Raw genomic sequence first — 26379 nt, forward strand, 5'->3', positions numbered from 1 at the left:
TGGTTAGCAGCGCGCCGCGCCGGGGGGAAGCGCGCGCCGCGCGCCGGGGAGAGGGGGTCATTTCGTGACCGCCTGGGCCTGCTATGCTGAGCCCGTGGCTGAGCCGACGAGCGAGCGATTTCCAGCGGAGGTCACGCGCCTGTTCTGGGACACGGACCCGGACGGCGTCGATCTGGAGCGGCATCGAGACTACGTCATGGAGCGGGTGATGAGCCGGGGCGGATGGGCGGCGATGCGCTGGCTGAGGCAGGCGTACTCGGTGGAGGCGCTCGCCGACTTCTTGCGACGGAAGGGGCAGCGGCTTGCACCGCGGGAGCTTGCCTACTGGGCGGTCATCGCCGGCATCGAGCTGCCGGTCCCGCGGGGGGGAGCGCGGCCGGCGTGGACAGGGCGATGAACGAGGTCCTCTCCAGCGCTCAGCGCAAGGCGCTGGAGGTGCTGGCGCGCGCCGTCGATCCGTCGACCTACCTCGCCGGCGGGGTCGCCGTGGCGCTTCGGCTTCATCATCGGCAATCGCGCGATCTCGATCTGTTCACTGCCGAGTCCGATCCGGCGAGATGGGTGCCGGCGCTCGTCGATCCGACGATCCGGGTCCTGACGCGTGCGGAAGGGACTTTGTACCTGGAGGTAGAAGGGGTCCCGGCGAGCATCCTGCGGTATGGTTATCCGTTGCTGGGAGCGCCCGAGCCGCTGCCCGGGATCCCCCTCCCGGTCGCATCGCTCGATGATCTGGAATGCATGAAGCTGTCGGCGATTGCGGGCCGCGGGGCGCGCAGGGATTTCTGGGATTTCCACGCGCTGCTCACGTCACGAGGGCGCAACGTGGGGCAGGCGCTCGAGGCGTACGCGCGGAAATATGCAGCCGAGGATGTGGGCCATGTGGTGCGCAGCCTGGCGTATTTCGTCGATGCCGAGGCGGAGCCGATGCCGGGCGGGATGACAGAGGAGCGGTGGACGCAGATCCGGTCCGATCTCATCGCCTGGGTGCGTGCGACGTGACGACCCAGCCGTGAACCTGCGCGCTATCGGGGGGAGTCGCGCAGACAGGCCGTCTTCCCGACCGCAGCGCAGCCCCGCCATCCACCCCCGTCCCGCCTGGAGAGAGCCAGCGGAGGAGGGGGTGCCGCGCGGGGGGCCGGCGGGGTAGGGCCCCACAAACCCGAGCGCCGGCGTGCTCCTCGCGCCGCCCTCCGGGACCGACCCACCCATTCCCACGGCAATAGCCCCCCAAAAGGCGCGAGTTTGTGGGAGGGGCCCCCGCCGGCCCCCCGCGCGGCACCCCCTCCTCCGCTGGCTCCGTCGCAGCCGCGCCCCCTCCTCCGCTACACCGCCCGCCCCGTCTTCTGCCCCTTCTCGTCGTACACGTAGAACCCCCGCCCGCTCTTCTTCCCGTACCACCCTGCCGCCACCAGGTTCCGCAGCAGCGTGGGCGCCCGGTACTTCGAGTCCCCGAACTCCCGGTGCAGCACCTCCGCGATCGAGAGCACCGTGTCCAGCCCGATCAGGTCCGCGAGCTCCAGCGGCCCCATCGGGTGGTTCAGCCCGAGCCGCGCCCCCGCGTCGATGTCCTCCGGCGTGGACAGCCCCTCCTGGAGCGCGAAGCACGCCTCGTTCAGGAACGGGATCAGCATCCGGTTCACGATGAACCCCGGCTGGTCCTTCGAGGTGATCACCGTCTTGCCGAGCCCCACCGCGAGCGCCCGGACGGCCTCGTACGTCGCGTCCGACGTCTGCACCCCACGGACGAGCTCGACCAGCTTCATCAGCGGCACCGGGTTCATGAAGTGCATCCCGATGACCAGCTCAGGCCGGCCGGTCACCGCCGCGAGCCGCGTGATCGAGATCGACGACGTGTTCGACGCCAGGATCGCCCCCTTCGGCATCGCCGCGTCCGCGAGCTTGAAGATCCCGCTCTTCACCTCGAAGCTCTCGGTCACCGCCTCCACGGCCAGGTCGACCCCCGACAGGCCGGCGATGCCGTCCGCGACCGCCACGCGGCCGAGGAGCGCCTCCCGCGCCTCCGCGGCCATCTTGCCCTTCTCCACCTGCTTCGCGAGGATGGCGGCGATCTGGGCCTTGCCCGACTCCGCCAGCGCCCTCGAGACGTCGCACAGGACCACCTCGAGGCCCGCGGCCGCGGCGACCTGGGCGATGCCTCGCCCCATCTGGCCCGCGCCGATCACCCCGAAGCGCTTGATCGTCGTAGCTTCCATGGCCGCGGTTGATACCCGAAGCCGAGGGCGCGGTGAACCGCCCATGCCGACGGCCCGCCCGCTGGCCGTCCCCGCAGCAGAAGCACGCGAAAGCTCCGCCCGCGCTTCCCGACCCGCGGGGGCCAGGAACCTTGAAACCGTGTCGGCCGCCCGGCTATCTTCGCCCGGCCCGTGAACGGACCGGACCGATCTCGCGAGGTCCGCGGAGAGACGATGAGCGTTGAGACGATTCGGATGGCCCTTGGGCGCCTGCAGGATGAGCCCGAAAACGAGGCGGCCTGGAACGAGCTCGCGGAGGCCGTGACCGCTCCGAACAACGGCGCGGGCGCCGGGGACGTCGAGCGCCTGCTCGGCGCGGCCCGCGCGCGGCACGAGCAGCGGCGCGAGTGGCAGGCGGTCGCCCGCCTGCTCGAGCTGGAGATCGCGCTCGCCGCCGGCAGCCCGGTCGAGGGCGCGATGCAGGCGGAGCTCGCCCGCGTCTACCACGAGGAGCTCATCGACGTGGACCGCGCGGTGGCCGCCTACAAGCGGCTGCTCGAGCTGCGCCCCGACGACGACGCCGCCGCCGAGGCCCTCGAGACCGACGCCTCGAAGCGCGAGCGGTGGCGCGACCTCGTGGACCGCTACGTGGCCGAGGCCGAGGCCGCCACCGACGGCGCCTTCAAGAGCGCGCTCACCACGAGCGCGGCCGACATCGGCTACCGCTACGGCCGGGCCGAGCTCGGCGAGAAGGTGACCGAGCTCATCGATCTCGCCCTCAAGCTCGACCCGAAGAACCGCCGCGCCGCCAACCTCGCGGAGATCGCCTTCGCCGCCGCGGGCGACTGGGACGCCGTCGTCCGCGTCCAGTCGCTCGTCAAGGCCGAGGCCCAGGCCAAGGAGGACCGCATCGCGGCGGGCCTCCGCGCGGCGCGCACCATCAAGACCCACCTCGATGACCCGGCCCGCGCGGTCGCGGCCTACGAGGAGGTGCTCGACCTCTCGCCCGGCCAGCCCGAGGCGCTCTCGTTCCTGGCCGAGGCGTACTCCGCCGCGGGCGACTGGGATCGCCTCGTCGCGCTCTACGAGGACCAGCTCCGCAGCGGCGGCGTGAAGCCGGGCGAGGAGCTCGGCATGCTCGTGCAGATCGCCATGGTCCACTGGCGCATGCGCGGCCAGCCCCAGGCGGCCGAGCCCTATTTCGACCGCGTGCGGCGCGCCGAAGCGGCGCACGCCGGGATGCTCAACTTCTACCGCGAGGTCCTGGAGCAGCGCGGCGACAAGCCGCGGCTCACGACCATCCTCACGGACGCGCAGCGCGCCCTGCCCGACGGCCCCGAGAAGCGCGCCATCGCCACCGAGCTCGCGCGGCTCGCCGAGTCGCAGGAGAACGCCGCCAAGGCGATCGAGCAGTACAAGTCCGTGCTCCGGACCGATCCGGAGAACCGCCAGGCGCGCGACGCCCTGAAGCGCCTCTACCTGCAGACCGAGGGGTACAACGCCCTCGTCGAGCTCTACCGGCAGGACCTCGAGCGCACGCCCGCCGACGACGTCGCCGGCAGGGTCGCCGTGCTCCGCGAGATCGCCGGGATCTACCGCGACCGCGCCAAGAACGACGCGGCGCTCGTCACGGTCCTCACCCAGATCGTCCAGCTCGACGACAAGGACGTGGACGCCGTGCGGGAGCTCACCCGCATCTACGAGGCGCTCGGCCGCTGGCGCGACCTGCTCTCGTACCAGCAGCGCCTCGCCGAGCTGACCGAGAGCCGCGCCGAGAAGGCGGGGCTCTACCGCGCGGTCGCGCGGCGCTGGTTCGACCAGTTCTCGAACGTGCAGAACGCCATCGCGGCGTACGAGGCGCTGCTCACCGTCGAGCCGATCGACGAGGAGGCGCAGCAGAAGCTCCGCGAGCTCTACCTGAAGCGGCGCGCCTGGCCGCAGCTCTACTCGCTCTACGAGCGCAAGCTCGAGAGCGCCGAGGGCCCCGCGAAGATCGAGCTCCTCGGCGAGATGGCCAAGCTCGCGGCCGAGCGGCTCGATCGCGGCGCCGACGCGATCGCGCTCCAGAAGCGGATCCTCGAGCTCGACCCGAGCGCCCCCGGGGTGCTCGACGCGCTGGAGAAGCAGGCCGAGCGCGAGAAGGACTTCGCCACGGTCGCCGAGGTGCTCGAGCGGCGCGTCGACCTCGCCGCCGACGACGCCGCGCGGCTCGTCTCGCTGCAGAAGCTCGGGGCCGTGTACGCCGAGCGCCTCAAGGACCCGGCCCAGGCGGCGCGGACGTGGCGGCGGGTGCTCACGCTCTCGCCGGGGCACGCGCGCGCGCTCCGCGTCCTGCGCGACGCGTACTTCGCCGCGGGCGACTGGGACGGGCTCGAGGAGCTCTACGCCTCGCAGAACGACTGGGAGGGCCTCGTCGACTTCCTCTCGGGCGCGGCGGACAAGGCGACCGACCCCACCACGAAGCTCGACATCTCCTTCCGCGCGGCGCGGATCTTCGAGGAGCAGCTCAAGGCGCCCGAGCGCGCCGCGCGCTCGTACGAGCGCGTGCTCAGCGTCTCGCCGAAGGACGCGCGCGCCGCGGCGGCGCTCGTGCCGATCTACGAGGAGGAGGAGAAGTGGGCCCGGCTGCCGGCGCTCTACGAGATCCTCCTCGACGCGACCGACGACGCCGAGGCCCAGGTCGGCATGCTGCGCAAGCTCGCGGCGGTGACGGGCGGCCCGCTCTCGGACAAGGCGAGCGCGCTCGGCTACGCGCGCCGCGCCTACGAGCTCAAGCCCGACGAGGAGGGGCTCGACCTGCTCGAGGCCTGGTCGCGGGCGGCGGGCTCCTGGGGGCCGTTCGTCGAGGCGGTCGAGGGCCGGCTCCGGACGGCGACGGACCTCACGACCGACGTCCAGCGCACGCTCCGGCTGAAGCTCGCCGAGGTCTACGCGCGCGAGATGGGCAAGCTCGACGAGGCGGTGACCGTCTACCGCGGCCTCGTCGAGGACGATCCGTCCGACGACGCCACGGTGAGGGCGCTCGACGCGCTCCTCCGCGCGAACGAGCGGCAGGCCGATCTGAGGTGGCTGTTCGACCTCCGGGCGAGCCAGGTCGGGGGCGAGGATCGCGCCGAGATCCTCGAGGAGTGGGCGACGCTCGAGGAGGAGGTCTTCGGCGACCCGGCGAAGGCGATCGAGCTCCTGCGCAAGGTCATCGCGCTCGCGCCCGGTCGCATCAACGCGCTCCGGGTGCTCTCGCGGCTCCTGAACGCCGCGGGCGAGTACGAGGCGGCGGCCGAGATCGTGGCCACGCACCGCGACGTCAGCGAGGGCGACGAGCGGGCGCGGCGCGAGATCGAGCTCGCGACGCTCTACCTCGACCGGCTCGATCGGCCCACGGACGCGTTCGAGGCGTCGGTGCGCGCGCTCGATCTGACCGCGCACGACCCGGACGCGATCGCCGTGCTCTCGCGGCTCGTCGAGCGCCCGGAGACGCGCGTGCGCGCGGCGAGGGTGCTCGCCGTCGAGTACGCCGAGACGGGCAACCACCGGCGCGAGGCCATGGCCCTGCGGGTGATCCTCGAGGCGGAGCGCGACCCGGAGCGCCGGCGGGAGCTCTACCTCACGCTCGCGAACGTCGAGGAGACGAAGCTGCACGCGGCGGGGACGGCGTTCGACGCGCTGCTCCGGGCGCTGCACGAGTTCTCGGACGACATCGAGCTCTGGGACCGCGCCGCGGAGCTGTCGCGCCGCGCCGGCCGCCCGACCGATCTCGCGGAGGCCTACCGCGTGCACCTCGTCGCGGGGCGCACCGAGGGCGACAAGGTGCTCGGCAGCGCCGTGGAGGTCGAGCTCTGCGAGCGCGCGGCGAGCCTGCACGACGAGCAGCTCGGCGACCCGGAGGGCGCGAAGCCCTACCTGGAGCGGGTGCTGAGCCTCGACCCGAACAACCACCGCGCCTTCGAGCGGCTGAAGCAGATCCTGACCGCGGCCGAGCGCTGGGGCGAGCTCGAGGAGCTCTACGACCGCGCCGCCAAGGGCACGACCGACCAGCGCGAGCGCATCGAGCTGCTCAACGAGGTGGCGCTGATCGCCGAGGAGATCATCGGCGACGCCGCCAAGGCCATCGGCTACTACGAGCGCATCCTCGAGCTCGATCCGTTCTACACGGCGGCGCTCGACTCGCTGGAGAAGCTCTACGAGCGCGAGGGGCGCTTCCGCGACCTCGCGGCGCTCCTCGAGCAGCGCCTGAAGACGGCGATCGAGTCCGAGAGCGTGGAGATCAAGCTGTCGCTCGGCAGCATCTACCTCGACCGGCTGCACGAGCCGGAGGGGTCGCTCGGGCACCTCGAGGACGTGCTCCGGATCCGGCAGAACGACCCGAAGGCGCGCGAGCTCGTCGAGCGGCTGCTCGACATCGGGGCGCTCCGGCTCCGGGCGGCGCGCGTGCTCGAGGCGGTGTACGAGGCGCGGGACGAGATCCGGCAGCTCGTGCGGGTCCTCGAGATCCGGCGCCAGGGCGCGGAGACCGAGTCGGAGCGGCGCGAGCTGCTCCGACGCGTGAGCGTGCTCCAGGACGAGCGGCTCAAGGACGACGCCGGCGCGTTCGCCAGCCTGTCGGAGCTCCTGCCGCTCGAGCCGGAGGACCTCGCGGCGCGCGAGCGGCTCATCGAGATCGGCCGGCGCCTCGGCGAGCACGAGCAGGTGGCCGAGGTGCTCACGGCGGCCGCCGACGCGTGCGGGGCCGCCTCCATCCGCGGCGAGATCCTCATGGAAGTCGCGAGGATCTGCGAGGATCTCCTCGGCGACGCCGACCGGGCCGAGAAGGTCTACCGGCGCGTGCTCTCCATCGATCCGACCGACCCCTCGCTGGTGATCCCGGCGGCGCAGGCGCTCGGCCGCATCTACGCGGCGAAGGAGGAGCACCAGGCGCTCGCGGGCGTGCTCGCGATCGAGGTGCGCCTCGAGGAGGACGCCGACACGCGGCGGTCGCTCTACGAGCGCATCGGCACGCTGTACGAGACGGTGCTCGACGACCCGGCCAAGGCGATCGAGGCGTGGCAGGCGCGGCTCGGCGACGACAGCGCCGACGCGGCGGCGCTCGCGGCGCTCGAGCGGCTCTACGAGCGGACGTCGCAGTGGCGCGAGCTCGTCTCCGTGCTCCGGGCGCGGGAGCAGTCGACCAACGACCCGGAGGAGCGGCGGCGCGCCATGACCAAGGCGGCCGAGACGCTCGCGCAGCGGCTCGCCGACGTGCCCGAGGCGATCAACGCGTGGCGCGCGGTGCTCGACGAGTTCGGGCCCGAGCGCTCGACCCTCGCGGCCCTCGAGGCGCTCTACGAGCTCGACGAGCGCTGGGTCGACCTCGCCGAGACGCTGGAGACGGACCTGTCGCTCGCGGTGGAGACGCCGGCCCGGCTCGACCTGCTCGCGCGGCTCGGCGACGTGCGGCGGCTGCACCAGGCCGACGCGACGGGGGCGCTCGAGGCGTACCGCCAGGCGCTCTCGCTCGACCCGTCGAACGCGCGCTGCCGCGCGGCGCTCGAGGCGATGCTCGAGCGGGACGACGCGCGCCGGGACGCGGCCGAGACGCTCGAGCCGCTCTACGAGGCGGACGGCGACGCCGAGCGCCTCCTCCGGGTCCTCGAGATCAAGGTCGAGACCTCGGATCTGCCGAGCGAGCGGCTCGCCACGCTGCAGAAGGCGCTCCGCACGGCCGAGGGGCCGCTCGGCGACACGTCGCGGGCGTTCGGCTACGCGCTCCGCGGCGTGCGGGAGGCGGCGGGCGAGCCCGACGTGACGACCTGGATCGAGACGGTCGAGCGGCTGGGCGAGGCCACCGGGCGCTGGGCCGAGGTGTGCGAGCTGTTCCAGCGCATCGCGCCGGACATCCTCGACGGCGACGTGCAGCAGAACGTCCGGCTCCGGGTCGGCGAGCTCGCGCGGCACAAGCTCGACAACCGCGAGCTCGCGGTCGAGCAGTACAAGAAGGCGCTCGAGGCCCACGGCGACGACCGGCGGGCGATGATCGCGCTGGAGGAGCTCTACGGCGAGGCGAACGACGCCGGGCGGCTGCTCGAGATCCTGAAGCTCCGGGTCGAGAACGCCGAGAGCGACGAGGAGAAGACGGGGCTGCTCTTCCGGATCGCCGAGCTCGAGCGGGGCCCGCTCGGGGACCAGGCGGGCGCGATCGCGACCTACGAGACGATCCTCGACATCGCGCTCCACCCGGACGCGATCGCGGCGCTCGACAGCCTCTACCGCGAGGCGGAGCGCTTCCAGGACCTCATCCGGCTCTACGAGCGGCAGCTCGACGTGCGCGCCGGCGATCTCGCCGAGCTGCACGTCAAGATCGCGCTCGTCGCGCACCGGCACACCGAGGACCTGCAGCGCGCGTTCGACGAGCTCTCCGAGGCGCTGCTCATCGATCCGGCGCACGAGGGCGCCGTCTCGCTGCTCGAGACGATCCTCGCGGGCTCGGCCGAGGCCGAGCACCGGGCGCGCGCCGGCGAGATGCTCGAGCCGGTGTACCTGCGCCGGGCGGACTGGAACCGGGTGCGGGTCGCGCTCGAGGCGCGCCTCGCCGCGAGCCAGGACCCGGTCGAGCGCCGCGACCTCCTGCAGCGGCTCGCGACGCTGCACGAGGAGCAGCTCGAGGATTACCGCGCGGCCCTGGAGACGGTGGCGAAGCTCCTCCACGAGGACCTCACCGACGAGGGGGTCTGGGCGGAGCTCGAGCGGCTCGCCAAGGTGGCGAGCGCCGAGCGGCGGCTCGCGGAGATCTACGCGGCGGAGCTCGGCGAGCTCACCTCGGACGACGCGTCGAGCGCGAAGCTCAGCCGGCGCACCGGCGAGCTCTACGCCGAGCTCGGCGACGTGGCCGACGCGCTGAAGTGGTACCGGCGCGCGCACGAGTTCGAGCCGGACTCGCGCGAGCTGTTCGACGCGATCGACGGGCTGCTCATCAAGGAGGGCCGCCACGCCGAGCGCATCCAGCTCTACCGCGCGGCGCTCGACTACCGGAAGGACGAGGACCGGCTCGACGCCCTGCACACGATCGCGCGCCTGGAGCGGACGGAGCTCCGCGAGCCCGCGCTCGCGATCGAGACGTACCGCGCGGCGCTCGACGTCGACGAGGACGACGCCCGGGCGCTCGACGCGCTGACCGAGCTCTACCGCGAGCTCGACCGGCCGCGCGACCTCGCCGACCTCTACCTGCGCCGCGCCGAGGCGGCGCCGGACGGCGAGCGGGCGGCGCCCTACCGGCTCGCGCTGGCGGAGCTGCTCCGCACGCGCCTCGAGGACACCGCGGGCGCGATCGATCAGCTCGAGGCGATCGTCGGCGAGGTGCCGACGCACGCCGAGGCGATCCGGGCGCTCGAGGCGCTGATCCAGGACCCGCAGCACAAGGCGCGGATCGTCGAGATCCTGCGGCCGCTCTACGAGGGGGCGGACGACTGGCGGCAGCTCATCCGGCTCAACGAGGAGCGGTTCGGCCTCGCCTCGGACGCGCGCGACAAGGTCGCCGTGCTGCGCGAGACGGCGAAGCTCTGGGAGACGCGGGGGAGCGACGAGCTGCGCGCCTTCGACGCGATCCGGACGGCGTTCGGCCTCGATCCGGACGACGGCGAGACGCGCGGCGAGCTCGAGCGGCTCGCCGAGCAGCTCGGCGCCTGGGAGGAGCTCGCGGAGAGCCTCGAGCAGGGCGTGACCATCACGTCCGACGAGCTCACGAAGCGCGAGCTGCTCTCGTCGCTGGCCAAGGTCTACGACACGCGCATCGACGACCCGCGCCGGGCGCTCCGCGCCTACGCGCGCCTGTCCGCGCTCGACCCGAGCGACCCCGAGCCGCTCGAGCAGATGGACACCCTGGCCGTGCTGCTCAGCGACTGGGACACGCTGATCGCCGTCCTCGAGAAGAAGAGCGAGATGGCGTCGGACGAGGAGAACGCCTCGATCTGCCGGCGCATCGCCGAGACCAAGCTCGAGATGCTCGAGGACACCGAGGGCGCCATCCAGGCGTACGAGCGGGCGCTCGAGCTCGACCCCGAGAGCGCGATGACGATCGACGCGCTCATCGAGCTGCACGAGCCCCGCGGCGCCGCGCGCCGGCTGGTGGAGCTCTACGGCCGCCGCGTCGAGCTCGCGGGCCCCGACGAGGAGGAGCTGCGCTACGACCTCAACGTCCGCGCCGCCGAGCGCTACGAGAAGGACCTCTCGAGCCCGCGCGACGCGATCACGGCGCTCACCGCGGCGCTCGAGGCGAAGCCGGGCGACCCGGCGGTGCTCTCCTCGCTCGAGCGGCTCTACCGGGCCGAGCGGATGTGGGACGAGCTCCTGTCGAACCTCATGCTCCAGGCGAGCGCCGCCGCGGACCGGGACGCGCGCGTCAAGCTGCGGACGGCGATCGGCGACCTCTACGCGCGGGAGCTCGAGAGCCCGAGCGACGCGATCGAGCAGTACCGGCTCGTCCTCGACGAGGATCCGGCGAACGATCACGCCATCCGGGCGGTCCGGGCCATCGGCGAGGGCCGCGAGGAGCTGCGCCTCGACGCGGCCCAGGTGCTCGAGCCCGTCCTCCGCGCGGCCGGCCGCCACGAGGAGCTCGCGGCCGCGCTCGAGCTGCGCCTGCGCGCGCAGACCGAGCCGTCCGACCGGGCCGAGACGCTGCGGGCGATCGCGGCGGTGCAGGACGTGCAGCTCGGGCGGCCGCTCGAGGCGGAGCAGGCGCTTCTCCGCGCCCTGGAGGACGCGCCGGACGACGCGTCGCTGCACGGCGAGATCGAGCGGCTCGCGGAGCGCACCGACGGCTTCGGCCGCTACTGCGACGCGCTCGCGCAGCGGGCCGCGTCGACCTTCGACGCGACGATCGCGAAGGACCTGTGCCTCCGGATCGGCCGCATCGCCGAGGAGAAGCTCAAGGACGACCGGCGCAGCGCCCAGGCCTACGCCAAGGCCGTCGAGCACGCCGGCGACACGCCGGAGCTCCTCGAGGCGCTCGATCGGCTCTACGGCCGCCTCGGCGACGAGAAGGCGCTCGCGGACGTGCTCGAGCGGCGCGTCGCGGTGACGAGCGGCGATCGCGACCAGGCGGATCTCTTCTACCGGCTCGCGGTGATCCAGATCGAGTCGTTCGGCGACAAGGCCCAGGGGCTGAACACCCTGCGGCAGGCGCTCGATCGCGCGGTCGATCACGAGCGGGCGAGCGCCGCGCTCGAGGCGCTCACCGAGGACCCGGCGCTCTTCGACGAGGCGGCCGAGGCGCTCGAGGGCGTCTACCGCACGCGGGGCGACAACGCCGCGCTGGCGCGCCTCTACGAGAAGCGCATCCGCTTCGCGCCGACCGGCGTGGAGCGGATCCGGATGCGCCTCGACCTCGCCAAGGTGCTCGAGGTGCGCTCGAACGACCCGCGGGCGGCGCTGGAGACCCTCGAGAAGGCGCTCGCCGACGACCCGTCGGACCCGGACGTGCTCGGCGAGATCGAGCGCCTCGCCCCGCTGACGGGCGGCTGGGCGAGCGCCGCGGCCGCGCTGGAGCGGGCGGTGCGGGCCGGGGCCGACCTCGACGTCGACACGGCGCGCGACCTCTGGATGCGCATCGCCGAGTGGCAGAAGAACAAGGTGGGCGACGCCAAGGCCGCCGAGGCGGCGTACGAGGCGGCGCTCACGCACGATCCCACGAGCGAGCACATCCTGCGGTCGATCGAGGAGCTGCAGCGGGCCCCCGGGCGCGAGCGCGACCTCATCGGCACGCTCCGCCGGATCGCGGCCCTCGACGGCTTGGAGGGGACCGCGGCCGAGCTCCGCCGCGAGGCGAAGGAGCTGGCGGAGCGCGCGCTCTCCGACCGGGAGCTCGTCGAGGCGATCCTGCGCGAGATGATCGCCGCGGACGAGGGCGACACGTGGGCGCTCGCCGAGCTCACGAAGGTGCGCGAGGAGGCGGGCGACCACAAGGAGGTCTTCCGGCTGCTGGTGCGCCAGTCCGAGCTCTACGCCGAGGCCGATCGCATCCGCGACGCGCGGCACGCCGCCGCGGCGGTCGCGCGCGAGAAGCTCGGCGACGACGCGGCGGCGATCGAGCTCTACGAGACGCTGTTCGAGGCGGATCCGGGCGACGCGCGCGCCGCGACCGCGCTGCGCGAGCTCTACGCGAAGGCCGGCAAGCACAAGGAGCTGCTCGCGCTCCTCGAGCGGCTCACCGACCTGGCCGAGTCCCCCGAGGCCCGCTCGGCGCTGCGGCTCGAGAGCGCGGAGATCTGCCTCTCGCGGCTCGACGCCGTGAGCGAGGCGACCGAGCACCTGCGCGCGGTCCTCGACGAGCAGCCCGACAACGAGAAGGCGACGGTCCTGCTCGCGCAGCTGCTCGAGAAGACCGGCCGCGATCAGGAGCTGTCGGATCTGTTCGTCACGCAGATCGAGCGCGCGAGGGACCGCGGCGACGTCGCGGCGGAGCTCTCGTACAGCGTCCGCCTCGGCGAGGTCTACGAGGCCCGGCTGAACGACACGGCCCGGGCGATCGAGACCTACCGCGCGGTCCTCGAGCGCGAGCCGCGCCACCCCGGCGCGCTCCTCGCGCTGGCGCGCCTGCACGAGCAGCGCGGGGAGAAGGCCGAGGCGGCGCAGCGGCTCGAGGTGATCCTCGAGGACGCGAGCGGCCCCGAGGCGGTGAGCACGTCGCTCCGGCTCGCGGATCTGCACCGGTCCCTCGGCGACGAGGGCGCGGTCCGGCGCGTGCTCGAGCGGGGCCTCGCGGCGGACGCGTCGGCGCAGGACATCCGCAAGCAGCTCCTCGCCCTGTACGAGAAGCAGCAGGCCTTCACCGAGCTCGCCGATCTCATCACCGGCGACGCGGAGACGGCGGCGCAGCCGGCCGAGAAGGTGGCGCTCTACCGCAAGGCGGCGGGCATCCACCTGACGAAGCGGAGCGACCCCGGCCGCGCGGCCGACCTCCTGGTCAAGGCCACGGAGCTCGTGCCGGGCGATCGCGAGCTCCTGCTCGCGCTGTGCGACGCGTACAGCGCCTCGGGCCGCGGCCAGAAGGCCGCCGAGGCGCTCCAGCAGATCGTCGAGTCCTACGGCGGCCGCCGCTCGAAGGATCTCGCCGCGATCCACCACCGCCTCGCCAAGGCCTACCTGGCCGAGGGGCAGCGGGAGCGCGCGCTCGCCGAGCTCGACACCGCCTTCAAGATCGACCCGGGCTCGATCGCCATCCTCCGCGACCTCGGCGTGCTGGCGCTGGAGCTGTCGGAGTCGGGCGACGACGCGGCGAAGGCGGCGCACATCGACCGCGCGCAGAAGACCTTCCGCGCGCTGCTCCTCCAGAAGCTCGACGAGGGCGCGCCGATCAGCAAGGGCGAGGTCTTCTATTACCTCGGCGTGATCAGCCACCGTCAGAACGACGACAAGAAGGCGATCCAGATGCTGGAGCGCGCCCTCGACAACGAGAAGGACTTCGCCCCGGCGAAGGAGCTCCTGGCGCAGCTCAAGAAGTGACGTAATCTCGCCGTGTGACGCGGCTTGTCAGCATCGACGGTGTCATCCATCGGCCGGAGGAGGCCAAGGTCTCGGTCTACGACCGCGGCTTCCTCTACGGCGACAGCGTCTTCGAGACCATCCGCACCTACGGCGGCGAGCCGTTCGCGCTCGAGGAGCACCTCGCCCGCCTGGAGCGCTCGGCCGAGCGGATCGCGATCGCGCTGCCGATCCCCCGCGACGAGCTCGGCCGCGAGGTGCGCGCGCTGCTCCGGGCCGCGACCGCGGCGGAGGGCGCCGGAGCGGCGGCGGGCTCGGCTGGCGCCGCGGGCTCGGCGGGGACGGCGGGCGCAGCCGCGCCGCTCGAGAGCTACGTCCGCGTGATGCTGACCCGCGGCAGCGGCCCGCTCGGGCTCGATCCCGCGCTCGCGGGCGCGCCCCTCCGCGTCATCGTCGTCGAGCCGCTCAAGCCGCTGCCGGGCGCGCTCTACCGCGACGGGATCTCGGCCATCACGACCCCCACCCAGCGGGCCGGCGACGCGGCGCCGGGCGCCAAGGTCTCGAACTACCTCGAGAGCCTCCTCGCCCTGCGCGAGGCGCGGGCCGCCGGGGCCCACGAGGCGCTGATCCTCGACCCGTCCGGCCACGTCGTCGAGGGCACGACGTCCAACGTCTTCCTGGTGGAGCGGCGGCCGCCCGCGCACGAGGGCGCGGAGCACGCGGGGCACCTCTTGATCACGCCGCCCAGGGAGGCCGGGATCCTCGTCGGCATCACCCGGGCCAACGTCATCGACGTCGCGGGCGAGCTCGGCATCCCCGTGTGCTGCGAGCCGGTCACGATGGCCCGCCTCCTCGCTGCGGAAGAGGCGTTCATCACCTCGAGCCTCCGCGAGATCGTTCCGGTCGTGCGCGTGGACGGGCACGCCATCGGCGCGGGCGTCCCCGGGCCGAAGACCCGGGCGCTGCACGCCGCATTCCGCAAGAAGGTGGGTCTCGGTGAGGCGCCTCTCCCGTGGGAGGCGCCCTGAGCCGCGGCGGCCGGCCGGACCGCGTCGAAATCTTGCGATCCAGGATGTGCCGCTCGGAGCCTGCGTCCAAGAAACGGGCCAGCGCGCTCCGTGCGCGGTCGGACGGGGCTCGGGCCTCGCCCGCCGTACAATCTGCCCGAGAGGAATCCATGATGAATCGCTCGCTTCGAATCGCCTGCTTCTTGATCTGCGCGGCCTCTGCCGCAGCGACGGCCGGGTGTGTCGTCACCGCCGAGACCCTCGTGCGCTACGAAGGCAACGACGAGAGCGTGCACGTCGAGTACCTCCCGACCCAGAGCATCCGCATCGTGAGCGACAACGGCGACGTCGAGGTCCGCACCGGGAACGTGAGCGACGTCGTGGTCACCTTCTCCCCGTTCACGATGCGCAAGAAGGACGAGAACCAGCTCGCGGTGCACGAGATCGAGGAGGACCTCGAGCTCGCCGCGAAGACCGACGGCGACGTCGTCATCACGACCCGCACCAGGGACGGCTCCTCGGGGTACCTCGGCGCCGACATCGAGGTCGTCCTGCCGAACGACTTCGACGGCGGGCTCCGCATCGAGCAGGATAACGGCAGCATCGACGTCGACCTCGACGGCGTCCCGTCCCGCGGCACGACCATCGTGAGCAACAACGGCAGCATCGACGTGGTCGGCGCGCGCGGCGCGATCGACGTGGCCACAAAGAACGGCAGCGTCTTCGTCGACCTCGACGCGTGGAGCAGCTCGGACGGCGCGATCTCCTCCGGCAACGGCGCGATCGAGCTCTCGGTGCCGGCGGGGGTGGACGGGACGATGACCGCGCAGACGCTCAACGGCGACGTCGTGGCGCAGGGCATCCCCTCGACGTGGGCGACCGCCGGGGAGGGCAGCGCGACGTCGTACACGATGGGCGACGGCGACGGCGGCCTCCTCGAGCTCTTCACCGAGAACGGCGACATCACCATCGACGTGAAGTAGCTCCGCCAGGACAAAAGCCGAGAGGCGAGCGCCGGAAGGATCCGGGCTCGCCTCTCCGCTCTTTGTGCCCAGCGCGCCGGGGTCGCCAGCGCTCTCGATCACGCGCCGGGGTCGCCGGCGCCCTCGATCATGCGCCGGGGTCGCCGGCGCCCTCGATCACCCGCCGGCCGCCTGCTGCGCCTCGGCGCCCTCGCCGCTCGGCGCCTCGCCGCCCGCGCCCTCGGCAGGCGCCTCGCCGCCCCCGGCCGGCGCGGCCGCGCCCGCCGGGACCGGGACCCGCAGCTGCCCGCCGCCCTGCTGCGCGAGCACGCCGAGCGCCTTCTGGAAGAACGCCGCCAGGAAGGGGATCTCGCGCGGCGGCGAGGTGATCAGCCCCGCCTCCTTGATGGCGCGCGCCACGGCGAGGGCGGCGGTGGCCGCCGCGTCGCCCTTGCGCGCCCGCAGCGAGACCGCGCTGCTCCGGATCCGCGTCGCGAGCTGCCCGCGCACCTCGGGCGAGAAGAACCGGTCGGTCGCGAGCTCGAGCTCCTCCCGCAGCGCTGTATTCACCAGCGCGGGATCGCGCATCCCGGCGGTCCCGAGCCGCTGGCCGACCTTCTGCAGGAGCTCGTCGAGCGCCTGCCGCGCGGGCAGCCAGTGCCGGAACTCCGGCTCGTCGTGCAGCGAGGCGGAGCCGGCGATGTGCGACGCCACCAGCTCGTCCGTCAGGCTCTCCTCGAGGTCGGCCACCGGGTGCCGCGGCTCGGCCTCGGGCGCCGGCTCGATGAGATCGCGACACCCCTCCAGCCCGAGCGGCAGGACCTGCCCCGACGCGGCGTTCTGCCGCTTCGCGAGCGCGATCCGGTGGCGGGCCCACTCCAGGGAGACGGCCACGGGCGCCGTGCCCAGGTTGTCCTGCGCGCGCGCCCGGCCCTCCTTGAGCTGCGAGCCGCTGAGCCACCCCGCGCCGGCGTGCACCACGCCGACCCCGTCGCGCACGATCACCTCCGCGATCCGGTAGCGGCCGCTGGTGTCGCGGCTCGTGATCGCGATCGCCTCGGTCCCGCTCGAGTCCGGCGGGATCAGCGTCGCCTCGACCACCTCGGCGCGCTCCTCGGCGAGCCGCACCACGCGCGGGCGCGTCGGGATCGCCGCCCCGCGCGACTTCAGCACGTTGAGCGCGCGCCGCGCCGCCTTCCGCGCCGCGCCGGGGGCCTCCTCCGACTCGGCGGCCGCCGCGATCGCCTCCGCGTTGGAGGCGCCGAGCCAGGCGTCGACGAGCGCCGGCGCGGCGTCGCCCGCCGATCGCAGCGCCTCGATCGCCCGGTCCCAGCCCGCCGCGAGCACCTCGGCGTCGAACTCGACCTTCGCCGCCTCGGCGCCCGCGCTGCCCTCGGGCCGCGCCCCGCCCTCGGCCTTGCCCTTCGCGGCCGCGGTCGCCTGCTTCGCCTTCGCCTTCGCGGCGAGCGCCTCGCGCGCCGTGAGCGCCGGCTTGTCCGCCGCCGCGACCTGCTTCGCCTTGGCCGCCGGCAGCGCGAACAGGAGGTGCGCCGGCTTTGCCGGGCCTTGCTGCCGGGCGCCCTTGCCCGTCACGACCGTCGCGGCGGCGCCCTGGCCGACCACGGTCACCATCCGGTCGCTCTGCTGCTGCTGCTTCGCCGCCGCGGGCGCTCGTCCCTCGGCCGCCGGGGGCCGCGCGCCCCCGCCTTCCGCGGCCGGCCGCGCCGACAGCCCGCGGTCGGGCCTGGGCCCCCGGTCGGGGCGCGGGCCGCGGTCGGGCCTCGGCCCCCGGTCGGGCCTCGGCCCCCGGTCGGGCCTGGGCCCCCGGTCGAACCTCGCGCCCTGCTCCGCGCCGGCCCCCTGCGCCGCGCCGGCGCCCTGCTCCGGCCTGGGGCCGCGGTCGGGCCTCGGCCCCCGGTCGGGGCGCGGGCCGCGGTCGGGCCTGGGCCCGCGATCGGGGCGCGGGCCGCGGTCGGGCCTCGGCCCCCGGTCGAACCGCGGCGCGCCGGAGGGCGCGGCGGCTCGCTCGGGCCTGGGCGCGCGGTAGTCGCGCACGACGCGCGGCGCGGCGGTGGGCGGCGGCGCGGCGTCTTCTGTCGTGGCCGGCGTCGTGGCCGGCGGCGGCGCGTCCGCCAGCGCCGGCCGCTTGCGGGGCGCGATCACGTCCAGCAGCGAGCCCTGCGGCTCCTTTGCGGCGGCCTTCGCCGAGGGGCGCGGCGCTTCGCCTGCGGGCTGCGCCGAGGCGCCCTCGGACGGCTCGTCGGCTCGCTTCGCGGAGGCCGACGTGCTCGCCGAGCGGACGACCCTGCGCGCGCGCGGCTTGTCTCCGCTCTCTGCATCGGGGGCGCCCTCGTGCGCAGGTTCGGGAACTGCGCTGGCGGTCCGCTCCGTGCTCTCGCTCTCGTTCTTTGTGCTCATGTCGAGGCTCCCGGGGACATTTTGGAGATGGGGGCCGCGGCCGCGGCTCCCCGATTATCGCGATAGATGGGCAACAGCTTCGATCTCGACGGCGGCGCCCTTGGGCAGCGCCGCCACCTGCACCGTCGCCCGTGCGGGCGGCGCGCCGCCGACGGCCGCCCCGTACACCTGGTTGACGACGGCGAAATCCGCGAGGTTCGTCAGGTAGATCGTGGTCTTCACCACGTCGTCCCAGCCCGCGCCGGCCGCGGAAAGCACCTCGGTCAGGTTCTTGATCACCTGGGCCGTCTGCGCCTCGATCCCCCCTCCGACGAGCTCGCCCGTCGTGGGATCGATCGGGATCTGGCCGCTGCAGAACACGAGGTCGCCGGCCCGGATGGCCTGCGAGTAGGGCCCGATGGCGCGCGGTGCACGGTCGGATGTGATTGCGGTTTTGGACATGTCGACCTCTGAATCGTGGAGCGCCCCGGCGTGCGGAAGGCCCGCCGGCCCCGGCCCTCGCTCTCGTGGGTCGGGGGCCGAGCTGCGCGGTTTTCGCTAGCCGAAGCTCTTCCGGCCTTCGATGGCTCGCCCCAGCGTCACCTGGTCGGCGAACTCCAGATCTCCCCCGTGCGGCACGCCGCTGGCAATCCGCGTGACCTGGATCCCCATGGCGCCGAGCTCGCGCGCGAGGAGCAGCGCGGTCGCCTCCCCGTCGACCGAGGGCGGGGTGGCGACGAGCACCTCCCGGACCGGCTGCTCGGGGTCGCGCACGCGCGCCCGGAGCGCCTCGAGCGGCAGCTCCTCGGCCCCGACCCCCTCGAGCGGCGAGAGGAGCCGGCCGAGCACGAAGTAGCGCCCGCGCATCGCCCCGCTCCGCTCGATCGCGAGCAGGTCCTGCACGCGCGCGACGACGCAGAGGAGGGCGCCGTCGCGCCGCGTGTCCTGGCAGATGGCGCAGAGCGCCCGGCCGTCGTCGTCGAGCTCGGCGATGTGGCCGCACCGGGTGCACGGCCGGACGTGGTCGCAGAGCTCCGCGAGCTCGCCGCCGAGGTCGCGCGCGGTGTCCTCGCCGGCGGTCACGAGGAAGAGGGCGAAGCGCTGCGCCGTCTTCTCGCCGACGCCCGGCAGGCGGGCGAGCAGCTGGGCGACGCGCGACAGCCGGCCGGGCAGGCCGCCGGGCGCGCTGCGGAAGCCGGCGGGGCCGCCGTTCGGGAGCTTCGAGGAGCCGGGGAGCGAGGCCGGGGGACGCAACGCGGTCAAGTGTGCATGCCGGGGAGCTTCACGCCGCCGGTCACCTTGGCGATCTCGCTCTCGACGAGCTTGTCGGCCGCCTCGAGCGCCGAGTTCGACGCGGCCACGATGGCGTCGAGCGCCATCTCCAGGCCCTCGCTCGCGAGGAAGGCGGGGTCGACGTCGATCCTGCGCACCTTTCCCTCGCAGGAGACCACGACGGTGACCTTGTCGCCGGCGGCGGTCGCGCTCACCTCGCGGTCCTTCAGCTCGCCCTTCACCTGGTCGATCTTGCGCTGCATGCGCGCCGCCTGGCGAACCAGCTCATTCATTCCGCCGCGAAATTGCATGGTCAGACGGCCGTCTATGCCGTGAACCGCGCCGCGCCGCAACCGGGAAGGGGACGCGGAGAGCCCGGCCGGTCCGGCCCCGTCCCGGTCCGTCTCGCGCGAGCGGGCGCTTCCGCCTCTCCAGGGACTCCCCGGCGCGCGTCGACCGGCCCCGGTCCCGGCGGAGCGGGGTGCGTTTCGAGCGGCAACTCTGGCAAACTGACCGGAATGCGGGGCGCCGTCCGTGCCGGTCACAGCTGCGGCGACGCGCCCGCGAGAAGGTGCTAGTCGAGCAGCGTATGAGCTACGTCGTCCTCGCGCGGAAATGGCGCCCGCAGTCCTTCGAGGATCTCGTCGGCCAGGAGCACGTCTCCACGACGCTCGCCAACGCCATCGCGCGGGATCGCGTCGCGCACGCCTTCCTCTTCACGGGCGTCCGCGGGGTCGGCAAGACGACGAGCGCGCGCATCCTCGCCAAGGCGCTGAATTGCGTGCACGGCCCCACGGCGAAGCCGTGCCAGACGTGCGCGCCGTGCGCCGAGATCACCGTCGGCGCGGACGTCGACGTCCAGGAGATCGACGGCGCGAGCTACAACGGCGTCGACGAGGTGCGCAAGCTCCAGGAGAGCCTGCCGTACCGGCCGGCGCGCGACCGGTTCAAGATCTTCATCGTGGACGAGGTCCACATGCTCTCGAACGCGGCGTGGAACGCGTTCCTGAAGACGCTGGAGGAGCCGCCGCCGCACGTGAAGTTCATCTTCGCGACGACGGAGGTGCACAAGGTCCCGGTCACGATCCTGAGCCGGTGCCAGCGCTACGACTTCAAGCTCATCGGGGCGCAGGCGATCGCGGCGCGGCTCCGCTGGGTGCTCGAGCAGGAGAAGATCCCCGCCGACGATCCTGCGCTCAGCGCGCTCGCGCGGGAGGCGGCGGGGAGCATGCGCGACGCGATGAGCCTGCTCGACCAGGTGATCGCGTGGGTGGGGACGAGCGGCGATCGCATCACGGCCGAGGGCGTGGCGAAGGTGCTCGGCGTCGCCGATCGCGTGGTGCTGCACCGGCTCGCGGAGGCGCTGGTGGACGGCGATCCTGCGGCGTGCGTGCGCATCGTCGGCGAGCTCGCGCAGGAGGGGTACGACCTGCCGCACGTGGCCCGCGACTTCCTCGCGCACCTGCGCGATCTCGTGGTGGCGAAGGTCTGCGACGATCCGGCGCCGCTGCTCGATCTCGCCGACGAGGAGGTCGCCGACGCGCGGGCGCTCGCGGCGCGCGCGGACGCGGACGATCTCACGCGGCTGCACCAGGGCTTCTCGCGCGCGTTCGACGACATCGTCCGGAGCGGCCAGCCCCGGGCCTCGCTGGAGATGGCGCTCGTGCGGCTCGCCAGGCGTCCGCCGCTCCTGCCGATCGACGAGCTGCTGCGCCGCCTCGGCGATCTCGAGCGGCGCCTGAACGGCGGCGGAGGTGGCGGCGGAGGCGGCGGAGGCGGTGCGCCGGAGCGGGCGCCGCAGCGGCCCGGCGCGCCGTCCGGCGGCGCGGCTGCGCCCCGGCGGGGCGCGGCGGAGGCTGCGCCGGAGGACGCGCGTGGCGCCGGCGCGGGGCCGGCGTTCGGCGCGGGGCCGGCGTTCGGCGCGGGGCCGGCGTTCGGCGCGGCGGCGAGCGGGGTGGCGAGGGCGAACGGCGCGGCGGCGAACGGCGCGGCCGCCAACGGCGTCGCGTTCGCGAGCGGCGCGCCGGGCGCGGGCGGGGCGGCGAGGGCGAACGGCGCGGCGGCGAACGGCGCGGCCGTGGCGCACGGCCCCGCGGTGGCCATGGCGGGCGGCGCGGTGGCGGCGAGGCCGAGCGGCGCGGTGGCGGCGGGCGGCCCGGTGGCTGCGGCCTACGGCGCGCCGCCGGCGGGCGTGGTGGCGCGCCCGAGCGGCGGTGTGGCGGCGAACGGCGCGGCGGCGAACGTCGTCTCCCTCGTGAACGGCGGGCCGGGCGTGAACGGCGCGGCGGCGTCCTTCGCGGGCAGCGCCGCACCGGCGTTCGCGGGCGCGGCGGCGCCGGCGTTCGCGGGCGCGGCGGCGCCGGCGTTCGCGAAGGCGCCGTACGCGAACGGCGCGGCCGCGCCGGCGTACCGCCCCGACAGCGCACCGCCTCCGTCGCCGCGCGGGGCGCTGTACTCCGTTCCGCAGAGCGCCCCGGCGGCCCCCGCGCCGTCGGGCCCGGTGTCAAGGACGAGCAGCGCGCCGCCCCCGGCGATGAGCGCCAGCGACCTCGCCACCTGGCGCGCGGTGATCACCGCGGTCCGGGCGCTGCGGCCGGCGCTCGCCTCGGTGCTCGAGCACGCGGCCGTGCTGGAGCTCTCGCCGACACGCGTCGTCCTCGGCTACGAGGCGAACTCGTTCCTGTCGGGCCAGGCCACCGAGCCCGCGGCCCGCGACATGCTCGCCCGCGTGCTGCAATCCCATTTCGGCGGCCCCGCCGAGCTCGTCTTCGAGACGATCACCCGCGGCAGCGCCGGCCCGTCGCTCGCGCAGGTCGAGACCGCCGAGCGCAAGGCGCGCGTCGAGGCCGCCCGGCGCGCCGTGGCCGACCACCCGCTCGTCACGGCCGCGATCGAGCTGCTCGGCGCGGAGCTCAAGGACGTGCGGCTCTCTCAGGAGTTCGCGGACGGGTGAGCGTCGGGCGCCGCAGTCCGAGCGGGCTCAGCCGGCGTTCCGCAGCCAGCCGCGGAACGCCTTGACCGCCGCGTGCTGGTCGGGCCAGCGGACGAACCGCGCGAGCGCGACGAGATCCAGATCCGGAAGCAGCTCGCTGGCCGCGATGGCCTCGTACGCCTCGCCGCGCAACGCATGGAGGTGGAAGGCGTCGTTCTCCCAGAACCAGACCTCACGGACGCCGAGACCGCTATAGACAGACAGCTTGTCGATTCCGCCGCTGGTCAGCACCACCTCGATCGCGATGTCGGGGAACTCCTTGATCGGCTCGCCGACGCAGTAACACTCGTCGGGCTCGAGGCCGCGTGCCTTGGCCTCGAGGCGAAACGTGGTCGAGCCGTAGCCGTAGAGCGGCACATCTCGCTCCACCGCGAAGAGCTCGATCAGGCGGGCGATGCTCTTCTTCGCCAATTCGTGATCGATGGACGGGCTCATCAGCTCCAGCGTTCCCTCGCAGAAGGTCATCCGCAGGCCGGGCCTGTCCAGCTCGTCCCGCAGCCTCACGTAGGTCTGCCAGGGAACGCCGTGGAGCACGAACCGCTGCTCACCCGCGGGAGCGGTCGGGGACGGAAACGGCATGTGCACGGCGGCTACCATGGGCGCTCACGCAGGATAGCACGCTCGCCCCGCGCGTCGCCGCCCTCACACGCCGCGACGGGCCACCTCAAGCGCTTCGCCCCGCGCCCCCGAGCCGCGCGCGGCTCGCCAGGAGCTCCGCCCGCTCTTCCACGGTGCCCGGTCCGACGTCGACCACCTCGAAGCCGGCCGCCCGGTACAGCGCGCCGAGCCGCAGGTTGATCCGCTCCGCCTCGGCGGCCCGCGCCTCGCTGCTCCTGCCCCAGCGCGGCGCCTGCAGCTCTGGCATCACGGCGAACAGGAACACCAGCGCATAGCGCTCGAACGCGGGCTCGCCGGGCGGCCAGGGATACGCCGTCTCTCCGCTCGTGCGCAGGTAGTACTCGACCGGATCGAGATACCCGCGCTCCAGCCAGTCCCCATCTCTCGCCTCCGCCTCGATCGCCTTCTGGGTCTCCAGCACCCGCGCGGCGAACTCCCGCTTGCGGCACAGGGGACAGAGGTGGTCCGGCGCGTCGATCGGGCGAAACGGCGCGTCGGGCGGGTGGCCGTGGGTGCGCGCCCCGAGCTCGTCGAGCACGCGCCGGTGCGCCTCGCCGTGCACGCGGCAGCCCCGCGTGGTCGCGAGGTGGCGGAGCGTCGTGGTCTTGCCGCACGAATAGGCGCCCGTCGCGACGAAGAGACGCTTGCCCGTCTCCGACGCGCTCATCGCCGTGCCCACCACACCGATCCGCCGCCGCGCTCGATCCGCCGCCCAGCCACGGACATGAAGTGCGCTGTCGCGTCCACGACGCCCGCGTGCTCCTCGTTGTGATCGTGGCCCCCGAGAACGCCGCCCGGCTTGAGCTTCGGCCACCAGGCCTCGAGATCGGCGAGCACGGCCGCGCGGTCGTGCGAGCCGTCGAGGAACACGAGATCCAGGCTCGCGTCGGCGAAGCGCGCCGCCGCGTCCGTGGACGGCATCCGGAGGAGGTGGGGCCTTATCCCGAGCGCCTCCATGTTCGCCCGGAACGCGCCCGGCACGTCCTCCGCGGCCAAGAGGGCGCGATACCGCTCGTCGTAGGCGTCGCTGGAGCCGTCCCACGTATCGACGCAATGGAGCGCGACACCGTGTCTCGCCGCGAGCCGCCCGACGTACGCCGTGGAGAGCCCCTTCCAGGAGCCCACCTCGACCATCGCGCCGCCCCGGAGCGAGCGCACCAGCGCTCGGTACGCGAGGCCGTCTTCCTCGGAGAACCAGCCCTGGATGGGCTCGACCCGCGTCACCGGGAACAGCGCGAGGAGCGCCGCCTGCTTCCGCGCCGGATCGCGGTATTCGTACTGCCGGTCGCAGAGCTTGACGAAGCAGCGGGCGTCGTGCGCGACGAACAGCGGCCGAGTGATCCCGGCGAATTTCTTGAGCGACGTGGACCGCTCGGGCTCCCGCTCTCCCCGCCGGATCTCGCCTTCGGTGGTCGCGAAGATCACGTCCTCGTGCCGGATCGGGCGCCCCTGGTCCGGGCCGTCGGTCCACGGCCGCTCTCCCGGATATCCGGCGCGGTCGGTGCCGTGCTCGAGGAGGCGAGCCAGCTTGTCCGTCTCGCTCGCGCGGAACAGGAGCGGGGCTGTGACGCCGCGCGCGTCGAGCTCGTCCAGCACCTCCTCCAGGAAGAGCAGGTTGCGGCCGATGTACGGAACGGGGATGACGGGCGGCGTCATGACGGGTTGAGCGACGCGCGCGCCGCCGGGGGCGGGCCCAGGATGCCGTCCCAGGGCTGCCAGGTGGACGCGAGCCGGGCGTTCGGGTGGAAGATGAGCTCGTGGACGATGCCCGGGCCCGAGCGCTTCGTCTCCTCGAGCTGGGCGAGGTCGGCCTCCTCGAAGACAACATCGATGTCCTCGAAGCGGAACACCTCGACATAGTAATAATAGCCCACGATCTGCCGCTCGAACGAGAACCGCGCGTCGGCGCTGAGCGCGTCGAGGATCGGCTCGAGCCGGACGCGCGCGCGATCGCTGTATTTCACGACGTGGTTCTCGGCGACCGCGGTCGGGTCGGTCTTCATCAGCTGCCGGAAGATCACGTTGTCCACGCCGAGCGACCGGGCGAACCGGAGATAGGCCACGATGGCGTCGACCGAGTCGATCTGCCCCGCGAGGAGCACGCAGGAGAGGCGCACCCGGGTGCCGCCCGCCGCTGCCGCCGAGACGACGCTGCGCAGCTCGTCGACGCTCAGGCCGTCTTTCATCACCATCAGCCTGGCGTTCGCGTCGTGATCGGGGTGGGCGCGGCTGATGTTGAGGTGCTGCACGCCGGTGTCGGCGATCCAGTCGATCACGCGCTTTCCGTCGCGCCGCTGGAGCAGCCCGGAGCCGTTCGTGGTGAGCGTCCGCTTGCGCCCTCGGCGGGCCTGCCCGAGGGCGAGGATGCGGGGCAGCCGCGGATCGTGGCTCGGCTCGCCGCCGGTGATGGATACCGTCGGATCGAGCGGCCTCAGCGCGTCGAGGGACTCGGCCATGGCGTCGAAATAGCGAGCGTCGTCGTCCTCGACGGTCTTCTGCAGCGAGAGGCTGCGCCCGCGCGACGCCGGCCTGAGCTCCTCGACGCAGAAGTGGCATTTCGCATTGCAGGGCTGCCGGCTGTAGATGGAGAAGTTCGCGTTGCGGTAGATCTCGACCGGCCTGCCCCACAGGTCGAAGCGCACCGTCTCGCCGGCGGTGCTGTTGCCTGTCAGGTCGAAGGCGCGGCTCTTCAGGCGGCGCCAGTCGTCGCGGAAGGGGCGCGCGCTCACGGCAGGCCCCGCATGGCGTCGGAGCGCGCCACGAGGTCGGGGCCGAAGGCGCGGCCGTCCGGGTTGAGCATCGTGAAATGGGTGCCGACGAGGAACGGCTCGTTCCAGTCCTCGCGCTTCTGCGCGAAGCCGTAGCGCTGGAGGTGGAACACGTTGGCGAGCGCGAGGAGCCCCGCGTCGCGCACCGCCTCCACGACCCACGCGTCGCCGTCGGCCTCCGTCTTGCGCAGCCGGACGTTCAGGACGAGCTGGCGGTCGCCGCCGAGCGCGGCGAGCCGCTCGCGCAGGGCGCGCGCGAGGGGGAGGAGGCCGGTGTCGTGCTCGAGGAGGTGGTGGTTGATCGAGAGCTTGAGGGTGGTGGGCTCGCCGAGCTTCTGGAGCCAGGCGTCGAGCCCGGCCGGGTCCCGCGGGATCTCGACGCCGTTGGTGACGACGACGACGCGCGCGCAGCGGGGCTCGGCGCGGGCGAGGCGCACCATCTCATCGAAGTGCGGGTGGATGGTGGGCTCGCCGCCCTCGAGCTGCACCTCGAAGGGGCCCTCGGCCGGGAAGCTCTCGCGGTAACGGTCGAGGGCGAGGAAGGTTCGGCCCCGGGGCGACGAGCAGGTGCAGCACCACGGGCAGGCGCGGTTGCAGTGGTTCGAGGTGGCCACGTAGAGCCGGTGCGGGCGCTCCGCCGTGGGGCGGTCGAGCGGGAGCGCGCCGGTGAGCGTGGCGTTCTGGGGTCTCGTCGCGGTCGGCATGGGGCCTCCAGCG

16 protein-coding genes are annotated in these 26379 nt (G+C 73.7%); 6 read left to right on the forward strand and 10 right to left on the reverse strand.

The genetic code is table 11. The features are described from left to right. The first annotated feature begins 94 nt into the window (after nucleotides 1–94). Both WMF20_RS02095 and WMF20_RS02100 read left to right on the forward strand, forming a co-directional pair. Nucleotides 95–397, forward strand: a complete 303-nt coding sequence (locus WMF20_RS02095; protein WP_437610243.1) for a DUF6922 domain-containing protein — start codon at nucleotides 95–97, stop codon at nucleotides 395–397. Then, complete coding sequence (locus tag WMF20_RS02100) at nucleotides 394–999, forward strand: nucleotidyl transferase AbiEii/AbiGii toxin family protein (RefSeq protein WP_437610245.1); 606 nt, start codon at nucleotides 394–396, stop codon at nucleotides 997–999. The genes WMF20_RS02095 and WMF20_RS02100 overlap by 4 nt, the downstream gene beginning before the upstream one ends. A 323-nt stretch (nucleotides 1000–1322) precedes the next feature. Here the strand turns inward: WMF20_RS02100 and WMF20_RS02105 are convergent, their stop codons facing one another. Next, nucleotides 1323–2213 (reverse strand): 3-hydroxyacyl-CoA dehydrogenase family protein, encoded by an 891-nt coding sequence (locus WMF20_RS02105; RefSeq protein WP_129572785.1) that lies wholly within the window; start codon nucleotides 2211–2213, stop codon nucleotides 1323–1325. Nucleotides 2214–2447: 234 nt separating this feature from the next. Here WMF20_RS02105 and WMF20_RS02110 point away from each other — a divergent pair, with 234 nt between their 5' ends. The 3 genes from WMF20_RS02110 to WMF20_RS02120 all read left to right on the forward strand — a co-directional run bounded on the left by WMF20_RS02110 (nucleotide 2448) and on the right by WMF20_RS02120 (nucleotide 15636). Further along, entirely contained in the window at nucleotides 2448–13667 is an 11220-nt protein-coding gene (locus WMF20_RS02110; RefSeq protein ID WP_437610248.1) for a tetratricopeptide repeat protein, read from the forward strand. Between the two features lie 14 nt (nucleotides 13668–13681). Next, entirely contained in the window at nucleotides 13682–14674 is a 993-nt protein-coding gene (locus WMF20_RS02115; protein WP_437610250.1) for an aminotransferase class IV, read from the forward strand. A gap of 149 nt (nucleotides 14675–14823) precedes the next feature. Beyond that, entirely contained in the window at nucleotides 14824–15636 is an 813-nt protein-coding gene (locus WMF20_RS02120; RefSeq protein WP_437610252.1) for a hypothetical protein, read from the forward strand. 156 nt (nucleotides 15637–15792) lie between these two features. On the opposite strand, the gene WMF20_RS02125 is transcribed toward WMF20_RS02120, so the two are convergent. The 4 genes from WMF20_RS02125 to WMF20_RS02140 form a co-directional block, all read right to left on the reverse strand. Beyond that, nucleotides 15793–18033, reverse strand: a complete 2241-nt coding sequence (locus WMF20_RS02125; RefSeq protein ID WP_437610254.1) for a hypothetical protein — start codon at nucleotides 18031–18033, stop codon at nucleotides 15793–15795. A gap of 54 nt (nucleotides 18034–18087) precedes the next feature. Continuing rightward, on the reverse strand, nucleotides 18088–18474 hold the full coding sequence (locus WMF20_RS02130; RefSeq protein WP_437610256.1) for a RidA family protein: 387 nt from the start codon (nucleotides 18472–18474) through the stop codon (nucleotides 18088–18090). Between the two features lie 96 nt (nucleotides 18475–18570). Next, nucleotides 18571–19185 (reverse strand): recombination mediator RecR, encoded by a 615-nt coding sequence (gene recR / locus WMF20_RS02135; protein ID WP_437617075.1) that lies wholly within the window; start codon nucleotides 19183–19185, stop codon nucleotides 18571–18573. Between the two features lie 86 nt (nucleotides 19186–19271). After that, entirely contained in the window at nucleotides 19272–19595 is a 324-nt protein-coding gene (locus WMF20_RS02140) for a YbaB/EbfC family nucleoid-associated protein (RefSeq protein ID WP_437610258.1), read from the reverse strand. Between the two features lie 278 nt (nucleotides 19596–19873). Here WMF20_RS02140 and dnaX point away from each other — a divergent pair, with 278 nt between their 5' ends. Beyond that, nucleotides 19874–22237 carry a DNA polymerase III subunit gamma/tau gene (dnaX, locus tag WMF20_RS02145; RefSeq protein WP_437610260.1) on the forward strand — a complete coding sequence of 788 codons (2364 nt, stop codon included), beginning with the start codon at nucleotides 19874–19876 and terminating at the stop codon, nucleotides 22235–22237. 27 nt (nucleotides 22238–22264) lie between these two features. Here the strand turns inward: dnaX and WMF20_RS02150 are convergent, their stop codons facing one another. The 5 genes from WMF20_RS02150 to WMF20_RS02170 form a co-directional block, all read right to left on the reverse strand. Next, nucleotides 22265–22873 carry a Uma2 family endonuclease gene (locus WMF20_RS02150; RefSeq protein ID WP_437610262.1) on the reverse strand — a complete coding sequence of 203 codons (609 nt, stop codon included), beginning with the start codon at nucleotides 22871–22873 and terminating at the stop codon, nucleotides 22265–22267. A 67-nt stretch (nucleotides 22874–22940) separates the two neighbouring features. Continuing rightward, entirely contained in the window at nucleotides 22941–23561 is a 621-nt protein-coding gene (locus tag WMF20_RS02155; RefSeq protein WP_437610264.1) for an ATP/GTP-binding protein, read from the reverse strand. Next, complete coding sequence (locus tag WMF20_RS02160) at nucleotides 23558–24550, reverse strand: class I SAM-dependent methyltransferase (protein WP_437610266.1); 993 nt, start codon at nucleotides 24548–24550, stop codon at nucleotides 23558–23560. The genes WMF20_RS02155 and WMF20_RS02160 overlap by 4 nt, the downstream gene beginning before the upstream one ends. Continuing rightward, the gene (locus WMF20_RS02165; RefSeq protein ID WP_437610268.1) at nucleotides 24547–25623 is read right to left on the reverse strand and encodes a radical SAM protein; all 1077 of its coding nucleotides are present in this window, start codon (nucleotides 25621–25623) and stop codon (nucleotides 24547–24549) included. The genes WMF20_RS02160 and WMF20_RS02165 overlap by 4 nt, the downstream gene beginning before the upstream one ends. Then, nucleotides 25620–26366 carry a radical SAM protein gene (locus tag WMF20_RS02170; RefSeq protein ID WP_437610270.1) on the reverse strand — a complete coding sequence of 249 codons (747 nt, stop codon included), beginning with the start codon at nucleotides 26364–26366 and terminating at the stop codon, nucleotides 25620–25622. Before WMF20_RS02170 ends, WMF20_RS02165 begins: the two co-directional genes overlap by 4 nt. Between the last annotated feature and the right edge of the window lie 13 nt (nucleotides 26367–26379).

Origin of the sequence: Sorangium sp. So ce834, assembly GCF_051521425.1 — a bacterium.
Taxonomy (GTDB): Bacteria; Myxococcota_A; Polyangia; order Polyangiales; family Polyangiaceae; genus Sorangium; species Sorangium cellulosum_D.

Coding starts and splice junctions, on each gene's coding strand:
- WMF20_RS02100 (WP_437610245.1), top strand. CDS start 394: ATGAACGAGGTCCTCTCCAGCGCTCAGCGCAAGGCGCTGGAGGTGCTG.
- WMF20_RS02105 (WP_129572785.1), bottom strand. CDS start 2,213: ATGGAAGCTACGACGATCAAGCGCTTCGGGGTGATCGGCGCGGGCCAG.
- WMF20_RS02110 (WP_437610248.1), top strand. CDS start 2,448: ATGGCCCTTGGGCGCCTGCAGGATGAGCCCGAAAACGAGGCGGCCTGG.
- WMF20_RS02120 (WP_437610252.1), top strand. CDS start 14,824: ATGATGAATCGCTCGCTTCGAATCGCCTGCTTCTTGATCTGCGCGGCC.
- WMF20_RS02125 (WP_437610254.1), bottom strand. CDS start 18,033: ATGAGCACAAAGAACGAGAGCGAGAGCACGGAGCGGACCGCCAGCGCA.
- WMF20_RS02130 (WP_437610256.1), bottom strand. CDS start 18,474: ATGTCCAAAACCGCAATCACATCCGACCGTGCACCGCGCGCCATCGGG.
- WMF20_RS02140 (WP_437610258.1), bottom strand. CDS start 19,595: ATGCAATTTCGCGGCGGAATGAATGAGCTGGTTCGCCAGGCGGCGCGC.
- dnaX (WP_437610260.1), top strand. CDS start 19,874: ATGAGCTACGTCGTCCTCGCGCGGAAATGGCGCCCGCAGTCCTTCGAG.
- WMF20_RS02150 (WP_437610262.1), bottom strand. CDS start 22,873: ATGGTAGCCGCCGTGCACATGCCGTTTCCGTCCCCGACCGCTCCCGCG.
- WMF20_RS02155 (WP_437610264.1), bottom strand. CDS start 23,561: ATGAGCGCGTCGGAGACGGGCAAGCGTCTCTTCGTCGCGACGGGCGCC.
- WMF20_RS02160 (WP_437610266.1), bottom strand. CDS start 24,550: ATGACGCCGCCCGTCATCCCCGTTCCGTACATCGGCCGCAACCTGCTC.
- WMF20_RS02170 (WP_437610270.1), bottom strand. CDS start 26,366: ATGCCGACCGCGACGAGACCCCAGAACGCCACGCTCACCGGCGCGCTC.